We start from the raw sequence: 17074 nt of genomic DNA, 5'->3' as shown, positions 1-17074 counted from the left end.
ATCGGATGAAAAGCAAAGTTACTGTCCAGGAGATTGCGGATTTTGTAGGCGTATCCAAATTTGCTGTCTCCCGTGCGCTTGCCGGAAAATCTGGAGTCAGTGACAAGACCAGAGAGACCATACTAAAGGCGGCGAACGAGCTTGGATATTTCAAGCAAGAATCTAAGCGGGGCAGGCAGGAGCATAGAGTAGAGCAAGAACGAAGATGGAAAGGGAATATTATAGTGTTATTCCCCAACATTCGGTATCAGAACCGGGACTCTCTGTACTGGGGGCCAATTTTTGATGGCGTCTCCGCAAGACTGAATGAACAAGAGATCGATATTATTACCTTAACCGAACCCTCGACTGAGGATATCTTCACATTGATTAATCCGGAAGCTGTGAGCGGGATTATTACTGTGGGAAGCGTTTCCTCCTCCATTCTGGCAGAGATTGACCGCCTAAGCATTCCCGTGGTCATGATTGACCATATGGACCCGGTCTTGAAATGTGATATGGTCTTCACCGACAACTTTATGACCATGACTGAAATGATGACCTATCTAGTATCCAAGGAGTATAAGAGCTTTCAGTTCGTTGGTAATCCCAGCTATGCTCCCAGCTTCCGTGAACGATGGACAGCCTATCGCGCCTTCTTGAGCGAGAAGGGTCTTGAGGACTCCCAGGTTCAAGGCCTGATATCTCCGGCAAGGGATGAAGTATCGAGGACGATTATGGAGATGAACCCCCGGGATCTCCCTGAGGTGTTCGTATGTGCAAACGACAAAATGGCCTCGTTCGCAGTTGAGGCTCTGACCGCAAAAGGGATTAAAATTCCTGAGCGTTGTGTGGTAACAGGTTTTGATCATATCAATGTGGAGCTTCCTCTTCTGGCAACAGCTCACGTCAATAAAGAGCGGCTTGGAATACGTGCCGTTGATCAGATTCTATGGCGGGTAGAACATCCGGACTTTGCCTATGAGCGCAAGATGGTGTCGGCTGATCTAATTGTTAATGAAGAATATGGCCGGAAGCAGTAAATAGCAACGTTATCATGTTTAAAGCCGAGACCCTCCAACTCAGACGGGTCGAATAAAAAGAAACGCATGGGAAGAGACAGCATTTCCACCGGGAAGGCTGTCTTTCTTTATGGATTCTATTGTTGTACCAAAACCTAACGAATAATAACAAAACAAAAAATCAAATTATTATAACTTGTTATTGTAATAACTCCTAACAAATGATACATTCGTTATGTAATTGTTTGTAATTCAACAAAACATAAGTGCGATCCGATTGAGACCATAACTCCATAGGAGTCGGGATGGACCCGCACAAGGGAGGGAATTATGAAAGCGGTTTTTTTAAAGGAATGGAGATTTAGAGCTTGTGATGAGGAAGAATGGCATCCTGCGGTAGTGCCTGGTTGTGTTCATACAGATTTGCTCCGGAACGGGTTAATTCCTGATCCCTTCTATGGAACGAATGAGCATAATTTGCAGTGGATTGATAAAAAGGACTGGGAGTATCAGTCCGAATTTGAAGTAGACCCGGAATTGATTCAGCTGTCCCGGATTGATTTGGTATTTGAGGGCCTTGATACTTATGCTGATGTTTATTTGAATGAGCAGCCTATTCTCTCGGCGGATAATATGTTCCGCACTTGGAAGGTGAATGTGAAAGAGCAGCTAAAGTCCGGGCCCAATACGCTTCGTGTCCGCTTTCGCTCCCCGATTCTTGAGGATCTCCCCAAGCTTGAGCAGCTTGGTTACGCCCTTCCAGCTACGAATGACCAGTCTGAGCTTGGGGGTCTCGGCGATAAGAAGGTTAGTATTTTTGCCCGGAAGGCGCCATACCATTATGGCTGGGATTGGGGCCCGCGCTTTGTAACCAGCGGAATCTGGCGTGAAGTCCGCCTCGAAGGATGGTCACAGCTTCAAATTACGGACTTATATATTCGTCAGGATGAAGTTACCGCTGAAGCGGCCAAGCTAACTGTTATGACTGAAGTTAACGCAGAAGCGGAATGGACCGGGGCACTTCGCATTACAGCTGGAGATGAGCAGTGGGAACAGCAGGTTGAAGTAAAGGCTGGACAGACAGAGCTCCATATCAATATAGAAATAAAGAGTCCTTCCTTGTGGTGGTGCCAAGGTTTAGGAGAAGCAAATATGTACGCTTTTAAAGCGGAGCTGCTGTCCGATGAAACCCCTATTGCTGAGCGCAGCGTCAGAACTGGGCTGAGGGATATACAGCTAATTCGGGAGAAAGATGAGGCAGGCGTGTCTTTCTACTTCAAGCTCAATGGAACCCCGGTTTATGTCAAGGGAGCGAACCATATTCCGAATGACAGTTTTACAACAGAGGTTACCCGTGAACGGTATTTGCATGAAATTGTGACCGCTGTAGAATCAAATATGAACATGCTTCGTGTTTGGGGCGGCGGCATTTATGAAGAGGATGTCTTCTATGACCTCTGTGACGAATATGGTCTTCTGGTGTGGCAGGATTTCATGTTCGCCTGCAGCATGTATCCGGGAGATGAGGCGTTCTTAATCAGCGTGGGTGCTGAGGCGAGAGATAACGTGAAGCGGCTTCGCAATCACCCTTCGATTGCATTATGGTGCGGCAATAACGAGATTGATTCGGCTTGGGCTCACTATGTGGAAGATGCGGGCTGGGGTTGGAAGAAGGACTACAGTCAAGAGATTCGCGAGAAGCTGTGGGCAGATTACCAGGCTATTTTCCATAAACTGCTGCCTGAGGTTGTCTCTCAATTGTCCCCGGATATAACGTACTGGCCATCTTCGCCACTCCGTAACCTCACTGGGGATCAGGAACAGCATGCTTACAAAACAACGGGGGATGGGGACATTCATTATTGGGGCGTGTGGCATGCAATTGAACCGTTCGAGAACTATAACAAGAACGTAGGGCGCTTCATGAGTGAGTATGGCTTCCAATCCTTCCCTGAACTAAAGTCGGTTCTTGAATATGCACCGGAAGAGGCGCTTGAGCTGGAATCCGAGATCATGCTGGCCCATCAGAAGAATGGGCGCGGAAATCTGTTGATCAAGGAATACATGGACATGTATTTACCTGAGCCGAAAGACTTCAAATCATTCCTCTACATGAGTCAGGTTCTTCAGGCGGAGGCGATTACGATGGCCATTGAGGCTCACCGCCGCAGCAAGCCTTACTGCATGGGTACGCTGTACTGGCAGATGAATGATTGCTGGCCAGTTGCTTCATGGGCGGGCATGGATTATCAAGGACGGTGGAAGGCTCTGCAATATGCGGTGAAAAGAAGCTTCGCTCCCGTTCTGCTGACGGTTCAATCCACAAAGGATACCATCACCGTTCATGCTGTCTCCGATCTCGGAACAGTGGTTCAGGCTGAGCTTGTTACCGAGCTCCACTTGAATGTAGGCGGGCGGGCTGTCTTAAATTCATATTCAGTTACTTTGGCTGCGGGGGAGTCTGCTGAGATTCTCAGCATCCCGAGATCAGATCTGCTCGGAGCGCATGATCCTCAGCAAGTGGTGTTGACGGCAAGTCTGAAGATAGGCGAAGACATCATCGCTACAAGGCAGCATTATCTGGTGCCAGAGAGAGAGCTTAGGCTCTCTAAACCTAAAATAACCCTAACTGAAAGCCAAGGTCAGAATGGTGTTCCCGTGTACACCCTCGAGACAGATGCTTTGGCTAGGCAAGTATGGTTGTCCACACAAGAAGAAGGCGTATTCTCCGACAATTTCTTCGATCTGATTCCAGGGCAGCCAAGGACTGTGGAATTTAAGCTCCGCAAGCCGGGAGTGGGCAGCTTCGTACCAGCCGCGGCAGGCGTCGTAGAAATACGGTCAATGGCTGATTTTGTGGATGAGGAGTCATTGGTACAATGTATTCAAGCAGATTCTGCCAAGTAGATTTTCTGGCCATGTTATATCATTGTTGAACAGATCAACTCATTCCCTGGGCTATTCCTAGGGGATGAGTTTTTTGTTATGGTAGTTTAAAGTGATTAAAGAAAAAGCGGACTCTTTTTACTTTATTTTTAGATCAAGGAGGGGGAAATCATGACAGAGACGTATGTATCCCCTCATAGCACATGCACAACAAAGTGCCGCACTGTGGTTTGCTTTTTTGCCGGGGTGCTGACGTATCGGGATAATTTCGAAGATGCTGCCTATGAGATCGCCCAAAGATATCAGAATGCTAAAATTGTAATGATCTTTCCCTACGGTGCAGCAAAAAGCACTTCAAGTTGCTCGTTAATGCGTCTGTTAGCCCGGCAGCTTCCACAAGCCAGCTACGACCTGGTACGTGGCCGCTCCCGTCGGGTAATAAATGCAGCACAAATCATCCGCGAGCATACATCTGCTGCGGATCAGCTAATCCTTATCGGGCACAGCGCCGGAGGTGTTATCGCCTACCGGACAGGGCTTTGCTTGGAGGAAAAATACGGCTTTCAGCATATTCAGGTGTTCGCGGTGGGGAGTCCAAAGTTTTATTTGAAGGATATCCCTTATAACGAGAGGTTTACCTATCTAATTGGCCAACAACCAGACAGGGTTACTCAAATTGGAAGTTGGCAGAAACCTGGTTCTCGCGTATATCGGAGAAGGCCTGGACGTGAAGTTCAATTGGACTTTAATCCTGATCATCAGGGATGGCGGTTTCATGCTTCCTATTTTCTGAAATCGGTATGGACGGACTCGAACCAAGTGTTTCATGCCAACTCAGAAGACCTGATTTCTAAAATTCATGAACTGTGCCCGTTACCTGACGAATGTCGTGATAGTCCAACTGGCATCTAGTGATCCACTCCCGTGAGCACGTTTGGTTAAAGTGCCTATAATGTATGGGCATCTTCATGTTTAAGGCGTAAGTCAAGAATGGAGAGCTTTTCTAAGGAACATATAGATATACTGTAGGCCAATTTGAATGACAGGTTGTCGGGTGGGAACGCTATGCTCCTTTGGGGTGTAGCGTTTTTTTTTGCGTTTCGGTGTAGAAATCGGGAAGAGGGAGGGGGCCGGATATTTGGGGTTGTTAATGAATGAACGAGGTAAGGGGGACAGCTGATTCATAATCTAATGTAAGAAAACATAACATAAATTAAAATGTTGCATGTTTAATAATTACTTTTTTAACCAGTTGTCAATTCGTTTTGATTTCGCTTACACATAATTAATCACGAACTTTAATTTATATTTTAGATTTTAATGTTCGTATTTAATTGAATTTAGTTAATTATTTTTAATTTATATTGAATTGATTATTGAAATAAGCGAAAGTTTAGTGTACTCTATTGATTAATTAATTCGTGTTATGTTAATTGACGCAATTCAAAAGATAATATGTGATTTGTTCGTTTCAGCATTATTTATGTTAGTTTATATTACATCAAAGTGCATCTAAATTGGGAGTGTGGAGCGCAATGAAAAAGAAGATCGTTCTGGTGGGAAATGGAATGGCTGGCGTCAGTTGTATTGAGCAATTGCTTAAAATAGCACCGAACCGATACGAAATTACGATTTTTGGCAGCGAGCATCACCCGAACTATAACCGTATTTTGCTCTCTTCCGTGCTTGCCGGAGATGCCGACATGAAGGACATTGTCATCAACGACTGGTCGTGGTATGAAGACAATCACATTACGCTGCATGCTGGTCACACCGTGAATAAAATCGATACGGACCGCAAGCTGGTCAGCACGGACGGAGGCATTAGCGTGCCTTATGACGAGCTGATCCTCGCAACCGGATCGCTTCCTTTTATGCTTCCTCTCCCGGGAGCGCACAAAGAAGGTGTCATCGCCTTCCGTGACATCAAAGATTGCGAAACGATGATCCAAACCGCAAAAAACTATAAAAAGGCAGTCGTCATCGGCGGTGGTCTGCTCGGACTGGAAGCCGCGCGCGGCCTGCTAAATCTGAACATGGAAGTATCCGTTGTTCATATCAACGAATATTTGATGGAACGCCAGCTGGACCGGACGGCGGCGCTGCTTTTGCAGCAAGAGCTGGAGCGTCAGGGTATGAAGTTCCTCTTGAAGAAGAATACCGAAGCGATTCTTGGAAAAAAACGCGTGAACGCCGTCCGATTCACCGACGGCTCCGAGGTAGAGGCAGACCTCGTCGTCATGGCGGTCGGCATTCGCCCGAACATTGCGCTGGCGAAGAGCAGCGGCATTGAGATCAACCGCGGCATCGTTGTGAGCGATTTCCTCGAAACGAACGTGCCGAACGTGTACTCGGTCGGCGAATGCGCCGAGCACCGCGGAGTCGCCTACGGTCTCGTCGCTCCGCTTTACGAGCAGGGCGCGGTGCTTGCGAAGCGGCTTGCCGGCGTGGAGACCGCCGGCTATCAAGGCTCTGTCGTGTCGACGAAGCTGAAAGTATCGGGCGTCGACGTGTTCTCCGCCGGGCAGTACGCCGACGGACCTGACACACGTGCAGTGAAGGTGCAGGACGATTTCGAGGGCATATACAAGAAGGCCGTCATTAAGGACGGCAGGGTGATCGGTGCCGTATTGTTCGGAGACATCAGCGACGGCTCCCGCCTGTTTGCCATGATCCGAAACGGCGAGGATGTGTCCGGCAAGGAGAAGACAGTGCTCCTCGGCGAAGGTGGAGGCGGCAAAGCCAAGTCCGGCGTGGAGCTGGTCGCCGCGATGAGCGACGACGAGATCGTCTGCGGCTGTAACGGCGTATCCAAAGGCGCGATCGTACAGGCGATCAACGAGAAGGGATGCTCGAGCGTGAACGATATCAAGGCGTGCACGAAGGCATCCGGCTCCTGTGGAGGCTGCAAGCCGCTAGTGGCCGACGTCCTGACTTACGTGCTGGGCGCAGACGGTGTCAAAACCGTCAAGGAAGGCATCTGCGGCTGCACGACGCTGAACCGTGATCAAGTGGTTGAGGCGATCCGCAGCATGCACTTGACCACGTCCCGTGAAGTGATGAACGTGCTGGAATGGTCAAACCCGGAGGGATGTTCCAAATGCCGCCCGGCGCTGAACTACTACCTTGGCATGGTATGGCCGGAGGAGCACGAGGACGAAAGAGAATCCCGATTCGTCAACGAGCGCAACCACGCAAACATTCAGAAGGACGGAACCTATTCGGTGGTTCCGAGAATGTACGGCGGTGTAACGACGCCGCAGGATTTGAAACGGATCGCCGAGGTTGCTGAGAAATACGAAGTGCCGCTCGTGAAGGTGACAGGCGGCCAGCGGATCGATCTGCTCGGCGTGAAAAAGGAGGACCTGCCCGGCATGTGGGCCGACCTCGACATGCCGTCCGGGTATGCGTACGGCAAAGCCTTGCGCACGGTGAAGACATGCGTCGGCTCCACGTTCTGCCGTTTCGGTACGCAGGATTCGATCGGCATGGGCATCCAGCTCGAGAAGAAGTTTGAGCGTCTGAACACGCCGGCCAAGGTGAAGATGGCTGTATCCGGCTGCCCGCGAAACTGCGCGGAAGCAACGATCAAGGACTTTGGCGTTGTGGCGATCGACGGTGGCTGGGAGCTGCACATCGGCGGCAACGGCGGCACGAAGCTGCGGGGCACGGATCTTTTGTGCAAAGTGAAGACGGAAGAAGAAGTAGTGGAATGGTCCGCTGCTTACCTCCAGTACTACCGGGAGACGGGCAAATACAACGAGCGCACCTCGGAGTGGGTGGAGCGAGTTGGTCTCGACACGATCAAAGCGGCGCTGGAGAAGAGAGAAGACCGCGAAGCACTGGTGGAGCGCATTGAACATGCGCTGAGCCTCATGAAGGATCCATGGAAGGAAATCATTGAGGAACGCCAGCTGCGGGCGACCTTCGAGCCGATGGAACAAAAGACGATGTAGTTGGTCTTGAAATAAATGTAAGCATGTTGATGAAATGAACTGGAGAGGATGGCGAATATGAAACGGATCAGGATTGGGAACATTGCGGAAATCGCGGAGAAACGGGCAAGAGTCGTCCGAATCGGATCACTTGAAATCGCTGTATTCAAGCTTTCGGACGGTGGAGTCAAGGCGATCGAAAACCGATGCCCGCATAAGGCGGGAAAGCTGTCAGAGGGCATTGTGTGTGACCACCATGTATTTTGTCCGCTGCACGATTGGAAAATCGACCTCAATGACGGTCTCGTTCAAGCGCCCGATGAAGGCTGTGTCGCCTCTTTTGCAGTAGAAGTGGAAGAGAAAAGCGGTGAATTGTGGCTGCACATCGAGGAAGAGCGCATTCTGGCATCTTAAGATCCGTAGAAGGATAGGAAAGTAACCGAATGGAACGCATAGGAGCGGATAACCGATGAGACAGAACGGATCAACGAACGCATTGACATTATCCACACTGGCTATGACCGCTTCATTTGTTATTTGGAGTGTGTTTTCACCGATAGCCGGGCCCATTCAAGAGCTGTTTCAGATCACTAATATTGAAAAAAGTATCCTGATCGCCACACCAGTGCTGCTCGGCTCCATCATGCGCATCCCGATGGGCGTTTATACGGACCGGTACGGCGGACGGCGCATCTTTGCACTGGCGATGTTGTTTCTTGTCTTGCCCCTGCTGCTTGCAGGGTGGACGCAGTCTTATGGCGTACTGCTGCTGTGCGCCTTGTTTATCGGCATGGCCGGCAGCACCTTCGCCGTATCGTTAACTTACGTGTCGCGTTGGTTTCCGCCGGAGAGACAGGGCTTTATCCTCGGGCTTGCTGGACTTGGCAATTTAGGGGGTGCGTGTGCCAACGCTCTGGTTCCCGTTGTATACAACCGGTTCGGGCTGTCTTGGGTTTTCTGGGGACTGGCGGTCATGATCGTGATCGTTACGATCATTTTCTGGATTGGCACGAAGGAGCTGCCGGCACCGGCAAAACCAAAGACGATGCTGCAATCGATGGAGGTTTTGAAATATAAGCCGACGTGGTATTTATCCGTCTTTTATTTTCTGACGTTTGGTGGATTTGTCGCTTTCAGCAGCTATTTGCCCACGTTTTTGAAAGAACTGTTTCATTTGACAGCTACGGATGCCGGGTTCAAGACGGCGGGCTTTGTTGTCATCGCCACATTAATCCGGCCGTTTGGCGGCTACCTTGCTGACCGTTTCGGCTCGCAAAGGGTGCTTGCCGTCGTCTTCGCTGGTGTTGTGCTTTGCAGCCTCTGCATGACGGTAACGTTGGACAATTTTGAGCTGTTCATCATGACGTGTATCGTGGTATCCGCGCTTCTTGGATTGGGGAACGGAGCTGTGTTTAAAATGGTTCCGGAGGTTTCGACCGGCAATACGGGTGCTGTGACGGGTATTGTTGGCGCCGCTGGCGGCGTCGGAGGTTTTTTTCCACCGATTGTACTCGGAATGATGAAGGATTGGTTTGGGTCTTACTCACTTGGCTTCGTGCTGCTCATGCTGTTCGCTTGCGTCTGTCTGTGGATGAATTATGCCGCGAAGCGGATGAGGCAGATGAAGCAAGCGCCCGCTGCTTGACCGAGGCTAAAGATTATTCAGCAATGTAGTAACTTCGGCTGGGGAACGTGGAGGTGTTAAGCCATGACGAAACGGAAACTTGTTTTAATAGGAAACGGGATGGCGGGTGTGCGCTGCGTTGAGGAAATATTAAAGCTGGCGCCGGGGCAATTTGAAATCACGATATTTGGCAAAGAGCCGCATCCGAACTATAACCGGATTATGCTGTCCAAGGTGCTGCAGGGCGATACAAAAATCGAAGATATTACGATCAACGATTGGCAGTGGTACAGGAACAATGGCATCCGGCTGCTCTCGGGCGAAACGGTGTGCCGCATCGATACGAATCGCAAACAGGTCGTAAGCGAGTCCGGGATTACGGCGGATTATGACGACCTGATCATCGCTACCGGCTCGCTGCCGTTCATGCTCCCGCTGCCGGGAGCTGATAAGCCGGGCGTGACGGCGTTCCGCGACATTAACGATTGCAACAAGATGATGGAAACAGCGAAATCGTATAAAAAAGCGGTTGTCATCGGCGGCGGCTTGCTCGGCCTGGAAGCAGCTCGCGGCTTGCTCAACCTCGGGATGGAGGTCAGCGTTGTCCATATTTATCACCATCTCATGGAACGGCAGCTGGACCCCACCGCAGCGGAGATGCTGCGCAAAGAGCTGGAAAGCCAGGGCATGCGCTTTTTCCTGGAAAAGCACACGGAGAGAATACTCGGTAAAAAGCGGGTGGAAGGTCTGCAATTCAAGGACGGCTCGAAGGTAGCGGCCGATCTTGTTGTCATCGCCGTAGGCGTGCGGCCGAACGTAAAGCTCGCTGCGGACAGCGGCATCAAGACGAACCGGGCGATCGTCGTGAACGATTACATGGAAACGAATGTGTCCAACGTTTACGCGGTCGGCGAATGCGCCGAGCACCGCGGCATGGTGTACGGTCTTGTTGCTCCGCTCTACGAGCAGGGGAAAGTGCTGGCGAGCCGGATTTGCGGTATCGAGATGGAGGGGTATCACGGCTCCATTTTGTACTCGCAGCTTAAGGTGTCGGGTGTTGAAGTGTTTTCGGCTGGTGAGATCCGCGACTCCGACGTTTCTACTTCATTGAAGGCCTACGACGGCATACGCGGCACCTACAAGAAGGTGACGGTAAAGGACGGAAAAATCGCCGGTGCGGTGCTGTTCGGAGACAGCAGCGAAGGCAATAAGCTGCTCGGGTACATCAAGCAGCAGGCCGACGTATCAGTGCTGGAAGAAGCAGCAGCGGGGACAGTCGCCGGAACCGGAGCGGACGAAGCGTACGTCTGCGCCATGGCGGATAAGGAGACGATTTGCTCCTGCAACGGCGTCCCGAAAGGAACGATCGTGGAAGCAATCCGTGAAAAAGAGCTGCAGACGTTCGAGGAGGTGCGCGCCTGCACGCGAGCGTCAAGCACATGCGGCGGCTGCAAGCCGCTCGTATCCGCGCTGCTCAAAGTGACGCTGGAGCGCGCGGACGAGGCGGAGCCGGCGAAGAAGACTGTGTGTGCGTGCACGACGCTCAGCCACGCCGAGGTGAAGGTGGCCGTAGTCAGTGGGGCCTACGTCTCCGCTCGCGATGCGATGAACGGGCTTGGATGGTTAAGCGAAGAAGGTTGTCCGGTATGCCGGGCTGCGCTGCGTTATTATATCGGCGCACAGCTGACGCGGGTTCGTGGTGGCGCTGCGGGGACTTGGCAGGCCAGCAGCGGGGAGATGCCGCCTCTTGTAGAATGCGGAGTTAGCGGAAGTCGGCTGCAAACCGGTGAAGCGTCGTTCGCGGGAGCGGCTGCACACAGCGCGGACGGCGGTGCGCCGCCTGCCAGCCGGGGCCGCGAGCTGGCCATGATCCGGCCGCTCGCAGAGGGCGGCTGCGCTGTTACGCCGCGCATGTTCGGCGGCGTGACTACAGCCGATCAGCTGCGGCGCATCGCCGATGCGATCGATGCCTTCGGCATCCCGCTCGCCAAGCTGTCCGGCGGCGCGCAGCTGGACCTGCTCGGCGTAGCGCCGGAGCAGGTCCAGGCCGTCACCGCCGCGTTGGGCGGGGCGGCGGCGGGAGCCTCCTACGGCTGGCCGATGGCCGCCGTAGCGACCTGCGCGGGCGCCTACGACCGCGGCGCCCTGCAGGATTCGATCAGCCTGGGCGCTCAGCTGGAGCGCAGGCTGGAGGGCTTGCAGCTGCCGACGGCGGTCAGCGTCGGCGTCTCGGCTAGCCCGCTGCACCGCGCGGGCACGCTGGCGAAGGACGTCGGACTCTCAGGCGCTCCCGGCGGCTGGGATTTATACGCCGGCGGCAGCGGCGGAGCCCAGCTGAAGCAGGGCCAGCTGCTGCTCGCCTCGCTGGATAGCGAGGAGGCACTTGATCTGGCGTCGGCGCTGCTCCAGCTGTACCGCGAGGAAGCGGACTTCGGCGAGCCGACCGGACAGTGGGTCGACCGCATTGGACTTGTACAGCTGCGTGAGTTGCTGCTGGACCGCGACAATCGAAGCGCTCTGCTGCACCGCCTCGAGCAGGAGCGCGGAACAACGATCCTATCAACAGCCGCTGGCTGCTTATACAAGGTGATATCATGAAACATTTCAGCGAACTTAACGGGGCTGCTTCGGCAGTCTCCTCACTCTATCTGGCGCCGGAAGGAATGTCGGCTTCGGCCGAATTGTCCGGCAGCAGCAACTCATCGGCATCGCTCCCTAACGGACCCGCTTTCGATTCATCTTCGGATTCCTTTTCCACAGCTTCGGCTATTCTGCAAAAGTCTTCAATGGCTTCGGGCTCCTCTTCCGGCACCCCCTTAACAAGACGGGTGATGGACACGCAGTGCCCATTCTGCAGCGTGCAGTGCAAAATGCAGGTCATCGAGGAGTTTGACGCGGACCTGCGCAGCACTTACACGGTGCTGCCGAGGCCGAATAAGGCGTCGGAAGGGCGTCTTTGCATCAAGGGGATGAATGCATATCAGCACGCGCTGACAGGTGAGCGGATTTTGTATCCGCTGGCGAAGAAGGACGGACAGTTCGTCCGCATCTCCTGGGAGGAAGCGTACGTGCTGATCGGGCGCAAGTTCGGCGAGCTGCGCGGCAAGTATGGCAGCGATACAATCGGCGTATATGGCGGCGGGTCGCTGACGAACGAGTCCGCTTATTTGCTTGGCAAGTTCGCACGCGTTGCGCTGAAGACGAAATATATCGACTACAACGGCCGGTTTTGCATGTCGGCGGCCGCCTCGGCTGGCAATAAGGCGTTTGGCATCGACAGGGGGCTGACGAATCAGCTGGCGGATATCGAGCAGGCAAGCTGCATTATTTTGGCGGGAACAAATATCGCTGAATGCCAGCCGACGCTGATGCCTTATTTTACAAGCGCGAAGGAGAAAGGCGCTTACCTGATCGCCATCGATCCCCGGGACACCGGGACGACGCGGGCCGCCGACCTGCACCTGCGGGTGAAGCCAGGCATGGACGCTGCGCTGGCGAACGGCATGCTGAAGGTTATTCTGGAAGAAGGGTTGATTGACGAGAGCTTCGTACGTCAGCGCACGAAAGGCTTTGAGGAGCTGAGGGCGCATCTTGAAGCTCAGGATCTGGGACAAATCGCGGAGCTGACCGGCGTATCCGCTGAACTGATCCGCAAAGCTGCGCTGGCCTATGGTAGAGCCGCTACAGGCATGGTATTTACGGCGCGGGGTGTGGAGCAGCAGACGGACGGCTACATGGCCGTGCGCAATTTTCTCAACCTCGTCCTGCTTACCGGCAAAATCGGCAAGCCCGGCTGCGGTTACGGTGCCGTGACCGGGCAAGGCAACGGGCAAGGCGGCCGCGAGCACGGGCAAAAGGCGGATCAGCTCCCGGGTTACCGCCTGATTGAAAATCCTGAGGATCGCGCTTACGTAGCGGGCGTCTGGGGCATCGATCCGGCCGAGCTTCCGGGCAAAGGCGTCTCGGCTTACGAAATGATGGAGAAGGTGCATGAACAGGAAATCCGTGCTTTGTTCGTGATGGGATCGAACCCGATTGTGTCGAATCCAAACGCCAATTTCGTGGAGGAAGGGCTGCGCAAGCTCGACTTCCTCGTCGTCGCCGATATGCTGATGTCTGAAACGGCGCGTCTCGCCGATCTGATTTTGCCGGTAACGCCTTACCTGGAAAACGAAGGGACGCTGACGAACCTGGAGGGACGTGTGCTGCTTCGCGAAGCCAGCCGACCGGTTTCCGGCGAGGCGAAGCACGATTGGCAGGTTCTGTGCGACATCGCGAAGCTGCATGGCAAGGGAGCTTATTTTACGTTCTCGTCGGCTGAGGACATCTTTAATGAGCTGCGGCTAGCGAGCAAGGGCGGTATTGCCGATTACTACGGCATTACGTACGACCGCCTTAAGAAAGAAGAAGGTGTTTACTGGCCCTGCCCGGCCGAGGAGCATCCGGGCACGAAACGGCTGTTCGAGCAATCTTTCGCGCACGCGGACGGCAAGGCGGAGCTGATCGCGGTGAACAATCATAGGCCAAGCGAACAGACAAGCAATGACTTTCCGCTGTATTTGACGACAGGCCGAGTGCTGACGCATTATTTGACCGGCGTGCAGACGCGAAGAAGCCATTCGCTTGCCGCGCGCGACGTGGAATCGTTCATGGAGATTCATCCGATGGCTGCAAAGCGGTACCGCATCGAGGACGGCGAACTGGTGCAGCTGGAGTCGAGACGTGGCAGTATTTACGTTCGCAGCCGGTACAGCACCGATATCCGGGAGGATACGGTGTTCGTTCCGATGCATTGGGGTGATACGCAGTGTGTCAACAAGATTACGAACCAGGCGCTTGATCCGACGTGCCGCATGCCGGGCTTTAAAGTATGCGCAGTCAAAGTCAGCCCGCTGAGGCTGGAGTATGTATAATATTGTAACAAGATTGGAATTTGTGTTTTATCTTTCTTTGAGGTTACCCGCCTATAATAATAAAATGCAGCAACGGTTGCCAGAAAGGCGCAGCTCCTCTAGAAAGGAGATTGCAGCGGAAGTGCTGAATGACGAAAAAATGCCGGGAATGGCGCTGCAAGTATGGCTTTTTGTATAAAATGCTCACCGATCGCTCCGACTAATGAAGGAAATGCAGGATGCTCCACAAACTAGCGAGAGGGAGCCTGCAGGCTCCCTCAAGTTTCAGTTAATTAGTATTAGCTCTTTGGTGAAACAATAATTTTGATCTGGCTTTTCTCTTTGATCAGCGTCTCAAAGCCTTCCTCTATAATGTTAGAAAGGGAAATCTCCTTGGTCACCAGCTTGTCCGCTGGGAAATAACCTTGCTGCATCAAGCTGATGACGGCAGGGAATACATCACGGTAACCGATGATACCGGCGATATTGCGTTCCTTCAATACAACCTGGTTAGGATGAATGGAGGCTTCACGTTCGAAAATGCTGACTATCATCACTTGGCCGCTTATTTTTGTGGAAGAAATAGCTTGATTTAACACAGCAGGGACACCAGTGACTTCAAAGCAAACATCTGCTCCGCCTTTTGTAAGGCGTTGCAGTTCGGCCACAACATCGGTATCCGCTGGATTCAGGCCGATCGCGCCGAGCTCGATTGCCTTGTTTCTTCTTTCTTCGGAAAGCTCCACAGCATAGATTTCAGAAGCGCCGGACGCTTTCAAAGCTTCGATCAGCAGCAGCCCGATCGGGCCGGTACCGAATACCACCGCGCGATCGCCAACCTTGAATTGGCTCGAACGAACAGCGTACAACACAACAGCTGACGGTTCAACCAACGCGCCTTGCTTATAGGACAAGCTGTCCGGTAGCTTGTGAACCATATGCTCATCTGCTGCTACATACTCGGAGAAGCCTCCGCCCCCGCCAGCAAGACCGAGAAAGCCCATTTTATCGCAAAGATTGTATTTGCCATGTCTGCATGATTCGCAGGTTCCGCATGAGAAAATAGGTTCTACTACGACGCGATCACCGATTTGGAACCGGGTTACGCCAGTACCCACCTCTACGATTTGACCGGAAAACTCATGTCCCATGACAATAGGTGCTTGTTCATTCGTTAATGGATGGGGTGTGCCCTCAGGAATAAAAATTGGGCCTGCCGCATACTCGTGCAGATCACTTCCGCAGATGCCGCATGCTTCAATCCTGATTTTGACTTGTCCTTCCTTCGGGGTGGGCTCTTCAATCGTTTCAACCCGTAAGTCCTTTACACCATGCCATCTTAAAGCTTGCATATTGTTCATCTCCCTGTAGGAATTAAAAATAATAATGGGTCATTTCCTATTCATGAAAACAAATTAGGAAACGTTTTCGAAACTTATAATGTCACAATATCGACAAACTGTCAAACGAAAAAGCCGACTCAATGTGCTAATTGTAATAGCCAACATCCGCAAGCCTCCGTTTATATTTAGCTTCACTATATAACTGCGTTTGAAAACATGTCCCCTATGATATAATTAAGAAAATTGATTATAACTAACAGAATTACATGGAAACGATTCCGGACATCGAAAGGGACATTTTATTATGACTTCAAATAGAAAAGTTACGATTGAGGATGTTGCGAGGCAAGCTGGCGTGGGGATCGCGACCGTCTCAAGGGCACTTAATAATAGCAAAGGCATCAGTGCCAAGACGAAGCATAAAATTCTGCAGGTCGTAGAGGAAATGGGATTCACGCCAAATACTGCAGCCCAGAGTCTCAAAATTGGGCAGACGCGCCAGATTGCGCTGGCTGTTCCAGATATCCGAAATGCCATCATTCCTGATATTGCCTGGTCGGTGGAGCAGGCGGCCAAACAACACGGCTATCGGGTGGTCCAGATCAATACGCTTGGGAATGCTCGTCTTGAGCTTGAAGTTTTGCAGGAGTTGGACAAGCTGCATGTAGACGGGCTGGTCATCATGCCATTAGCGTATCCTGAGCAATTGGAGCCGATGATTAATCAAACGAATATTCCGGTATCCGTCATTAACTACGGGAAAAAGATGAGTGAGGATCTTCAAGCGGATATCGTCGGCATGGCCCGTCAGGAAGGTAAGCTGGTGATGGATCATTTGCTGCAGATTGGCCGCAGCAGAATCGCTTATGCAGGTGCCCCGAAACACAAGATTGAAGAACGGTACCTTGCTTATGAACAGGCGATCAGCCATGTGGAGCCGTCACTGGTTTATTTCGGGGAAGATTTTTCGTTTGAAGCAGGACGCCAGGCGGCGAACTATTTTTACAGCCTGAAGCTTATGCCCGATGCCATCTATGCTGTGAATGACATGGTGGCGATCGGCATTGTCAACAGGCTCAAGGAGCTTGGGGTGCGGGTGCCTGAGGATGTAGCAGTTGCAGGCATCGACAACAATTTGTGGGCAACGGTCACAACACCACAAATCACTTCCGTCTCCATTATGGGCAGCGAGGTAGGGCGCCTGGCGGCGGAGCTTCTGCTCAAACGCATTCAATCCCCGAACACATCAGGCTATGAGCGGGTTGAATTCGAACCCCGGCTTATTGTGAGAGAGTCAAGTGTAAAGATGAACCCTTATGCCGGTGTTGAGGGGGCATTCCAAAAATAAGAGAGAAGACGTTCAAAGGGAGTGAGAGGGTTGTCCAGCTTAAGC

At 52.3% G+C, this 17074-nt stretch carries 12 protein-coding genes; 10 read left to right on the top strand and 2 right to left on the bottom strand.

Annotated features, from left to right (window positions below; genetic code table 11):
- Nucleotides 1–5: 5 nt before the first annotated feature.
- The 7 genes from BN6628_RS13275 to nirB (BN6628_RS13245) all read left to right on the top strand — a co-directional run bounded on the left by BN6628_RS13275 (nucleotide 6) and on the right by nirB (BN6628_RS13245) (nucleotide 12044).
- Nucleotides 6–1022, top strand: a complete 1017-nt coding sequence (locus tag BN6628_RS13275; protein WP_068618150.1) for a LacI family DNA-binding transcriptional regulator — start codon at nucleotides 6–8, stop codon at nucleotides 1020–1022.
- Between the two features lie 309 nt (nucleotides 1023–1331).
- The gene (locus BN6628_RS13270; RefSeq protein WP_068618148.1) at nucleotides 1332–3908 is read left to right on the top strand and encodes a beta-mannosidase; all 2577 of its coding nucleotides are present in this window, start codon (nucleotides 1332–1334) and stop codon (nucleotides 3906–3908) included.
- 150 nt (nucleotides 3909–4058) lie between these two features.
- Nucleotides 4059–4799 carry an alpha/beta hydrolase family protein gene (locus tag BN6628_RS13265; RefSeq protein WP_068618146.1) on the top strand — a complete coding sequence of 247 codons (741 nt, stop codon included), beginning with the start codon at nucleotides 4059–4061 and terminating at the stop codon, nucleotides 4797–4799.
- Between the two features lie 623 nt (nucleotides 4800–5422).
- The gene (nirB, locus tag BN6628_RS13260; protein WP_068618145.1) at nucleotides 5423–7843 is read left to right on the top strand and encodes a nitrite reductase large subunit NirB; all 2421 of its coding nucleotides are present in this window, start codon (nucleotides 5423–5425) and stop codon (nucleotides 7841–7843) included.
- Between the two features lie 57 nt (nucleotides 7844–7900).
- The gene (gene nirD / locus BN6628_RS13255) at nucleotides 7901–8236 is read left to right on the top strand and encodes a nitrite reductase small subunit NirD (protein ID WP_068618143.1); all 336 of its coding nucleotides are present in this window, start codon (nucleotides 7901–7903) and stop codon (nucleotides 8234–8236) included.
- 55 nt (nucleotides 8237–8291) lie between these two features.
- Nucleotides 8292–9467, top strand: a complete 1176-nt coding sequence (locus tag BN6628_RS13250; protein WP_148449278.1) for an MFS transporter — start codon at nucleotides 8292–8294, stop codon at nucleotides 9465–9467.
- Between the two features lie 63 nt (nucleotides 9468–9530).
- Entirely contained in the window at nucleotides 9531–12044 is a 2514-nt protein-coding gene (gene nirB, locus BN6628_RS13245; RefSeq protein ID WP_068618141.1) for a nitrite reductase large subunit NirB, read from the top strand.
- Nucleotides 12045–12090: 46 nt separating this feature from the next.
- Here the strand turns inward: nirB (BN6628_RS13245) and BN6628_RS26310 are convergent, their stop codons facing one another.
- Nucleotides 12091–12285 carry a hypothetical protein gene (locus BN6628_RS26310; RefSeq protein WP_162272646.1) on the bottom strand — a complete coding sequence of 65 codons (195 nt, stop codon included), beginning with the start codon at nucleotides 12283–12285 and terminating at the stop codon, nucleotides 12091–12093.
- A 31-nt stretch (nucleotides 12286–12316) separates the two neighbouring features.
- Here BN6628_RS26310 and nasC point away from each other — a divergent pair, with 31 nt between their 5' ends.
- Both nasC and BN6628_RS13235 read left to right on the top strand, forming a co-directional pair.
- Nucleotides 12317–14359 carry an assimilatory nitrate reductase catalytic subunit NasC gene (gene nasC, locus BN6628_RS13240; RefSeq protein WP_316245804.1) on the top strand — a complete coding sequence of 681 codons (2043 nt, stop codon included), beginning with the start codon at nucleotides 12317–12319 and terminating at the stop codon, nucleotides 14357–14359.
- Nucleotides 14352–14537, top strand: a complete 186-nt coding sequence (locus BN6628_RS13235) for a hypothetical protein (protein ID WP_068618139.1) — start codon at nucleotides 14352–14354, stop codon at nucleotides 14535–14537. Before nasC ends, BN6628_RS13235 begins: the two co-directional genes overlap by 8 nt.
- A gap of 100 nt (nucleotides 14538–14637) precedes the next feature.
- Here BN6628_RS13235 and BN6628_RS13230 read toward each other — a convergent pair whose 3' ends face one another.
- The gene (locus tag BN6628_RS13230) at nucleotides 14638–15690 is read right to left on the bottom strand and encodes a 2,3-butanediol dehydrogenase (RefSeq protein WP_068618137.1); all 1053 of its coding nucleotides are present in this window, start codon (nucleotides 15688–15690) and stop codon (nucleotides 14638–14640) included.
- Between the two features lie 295 nt (nucleotides 15691–15985).
- Here BN6628_RS13230 and BN6628_RS13225 point away from each other — a divergent pair, with 295 nt between their 5' ends.
- Complete coding sequence (locus tag BN6628_RS13225) at nucleotides 15986–17029, top strand: LacI family DNA-binding transcriptional regulator (RefSeq protein ID WP_068618135.1); 1044 nt, start codon at nucleotides 15986–15988, stop codon at nucleotides 17027–17029.
- Nucleotides 17030–17074 lie beyond the last annotated feature (45 nt).

Source organism: Paenibacillus tuaregi (genome assembly GCF_900086655.1).
GTDB classification, from domain to species: Bacteria; Bacillota; Bacilli; order Paenibacillales; family Paenibacillaceae; genus Fontibacillus; species Fontibacillus tuaregi.
This window is presented reverse-complemented; position numbering and strand designations above follow the sequence as displayed.

Bases quoted from the DNA above. Each gene is read 5' to 3' on its own strand.
- BN6628_RS13275 (WP_068618150.1), top strand. From the start codon at position 6: ATGAAAAGCAAAGTTACTGTCCAGGAGATTGCGGATTTTGTAGGCGTA.
- BN6628_RS13270 (WP_068618148.1), top strand. From the start codon at position 1,332: ATGAAAGCGGTTTTTTTAAAGGAATGGAGATTTAGAGCTTGTGATGAG.
- BN6628_RS13265 (WP_068618146.1), top strand. From the start codon at position 4,059: ATGACAGAGACGTATGTATCCCCTCATAGCACATGCACAACAAAGTGC.
- nirB (WP_068618145.1), top strand. From the start codon at position 5,423: ATGAAAAAGAAGATCGTTCTGGTGGGAAATGGAATGGCTGGCGTCAGT.
- nirD (WP_068618143.1), top strand. From the start codon at position 7,901: ATGAAACGGATCAGGATTGGGAACATTGCGGAAATCGCGGAGAAACGG.
- BN6628_RS13250 (WP_148449278.1), top strand. From the start codon at position 8,292: ATGAGACAGAACGGATCAACGAACGCATTGACATTATCCACACTGGCT.
- nirB (WP_068618141.1), top strand. From the start codon at position 9,531: ATGACGAAACGGAAACTTGTTTTAATAGGAAACGGGATGGCGGGTGTG.
- nasC (WP_316245804.1), top strand. From the start codon at position 12,317: ATGCAGGTCATCGAGGAGTTTGACGCGGACCTGCGCAGCACTTACACG.
- BN6628_RS13235 (WP_068618139.1), top strand. From the start codon at position 14,352: ATGTATAATATTGTAACAAGATTGGAATTTGTGTTTTATCTTTCTTTG.
- BN6628_RS13230 (WP_068618137.1), bottom strand. From the start codon at position 15,690: ATGCAAGCTTTAAGATGGCATGGTGTAAAGGACTTACGGGTTGAAACG.
- BN6628_RS13225 (WP_068618135.1), top strand. From the start codon at position 15,986: ATGACTTCAAATAGAAAAGTTACGATTGAGGATGTTGCGAGGCAAGCT.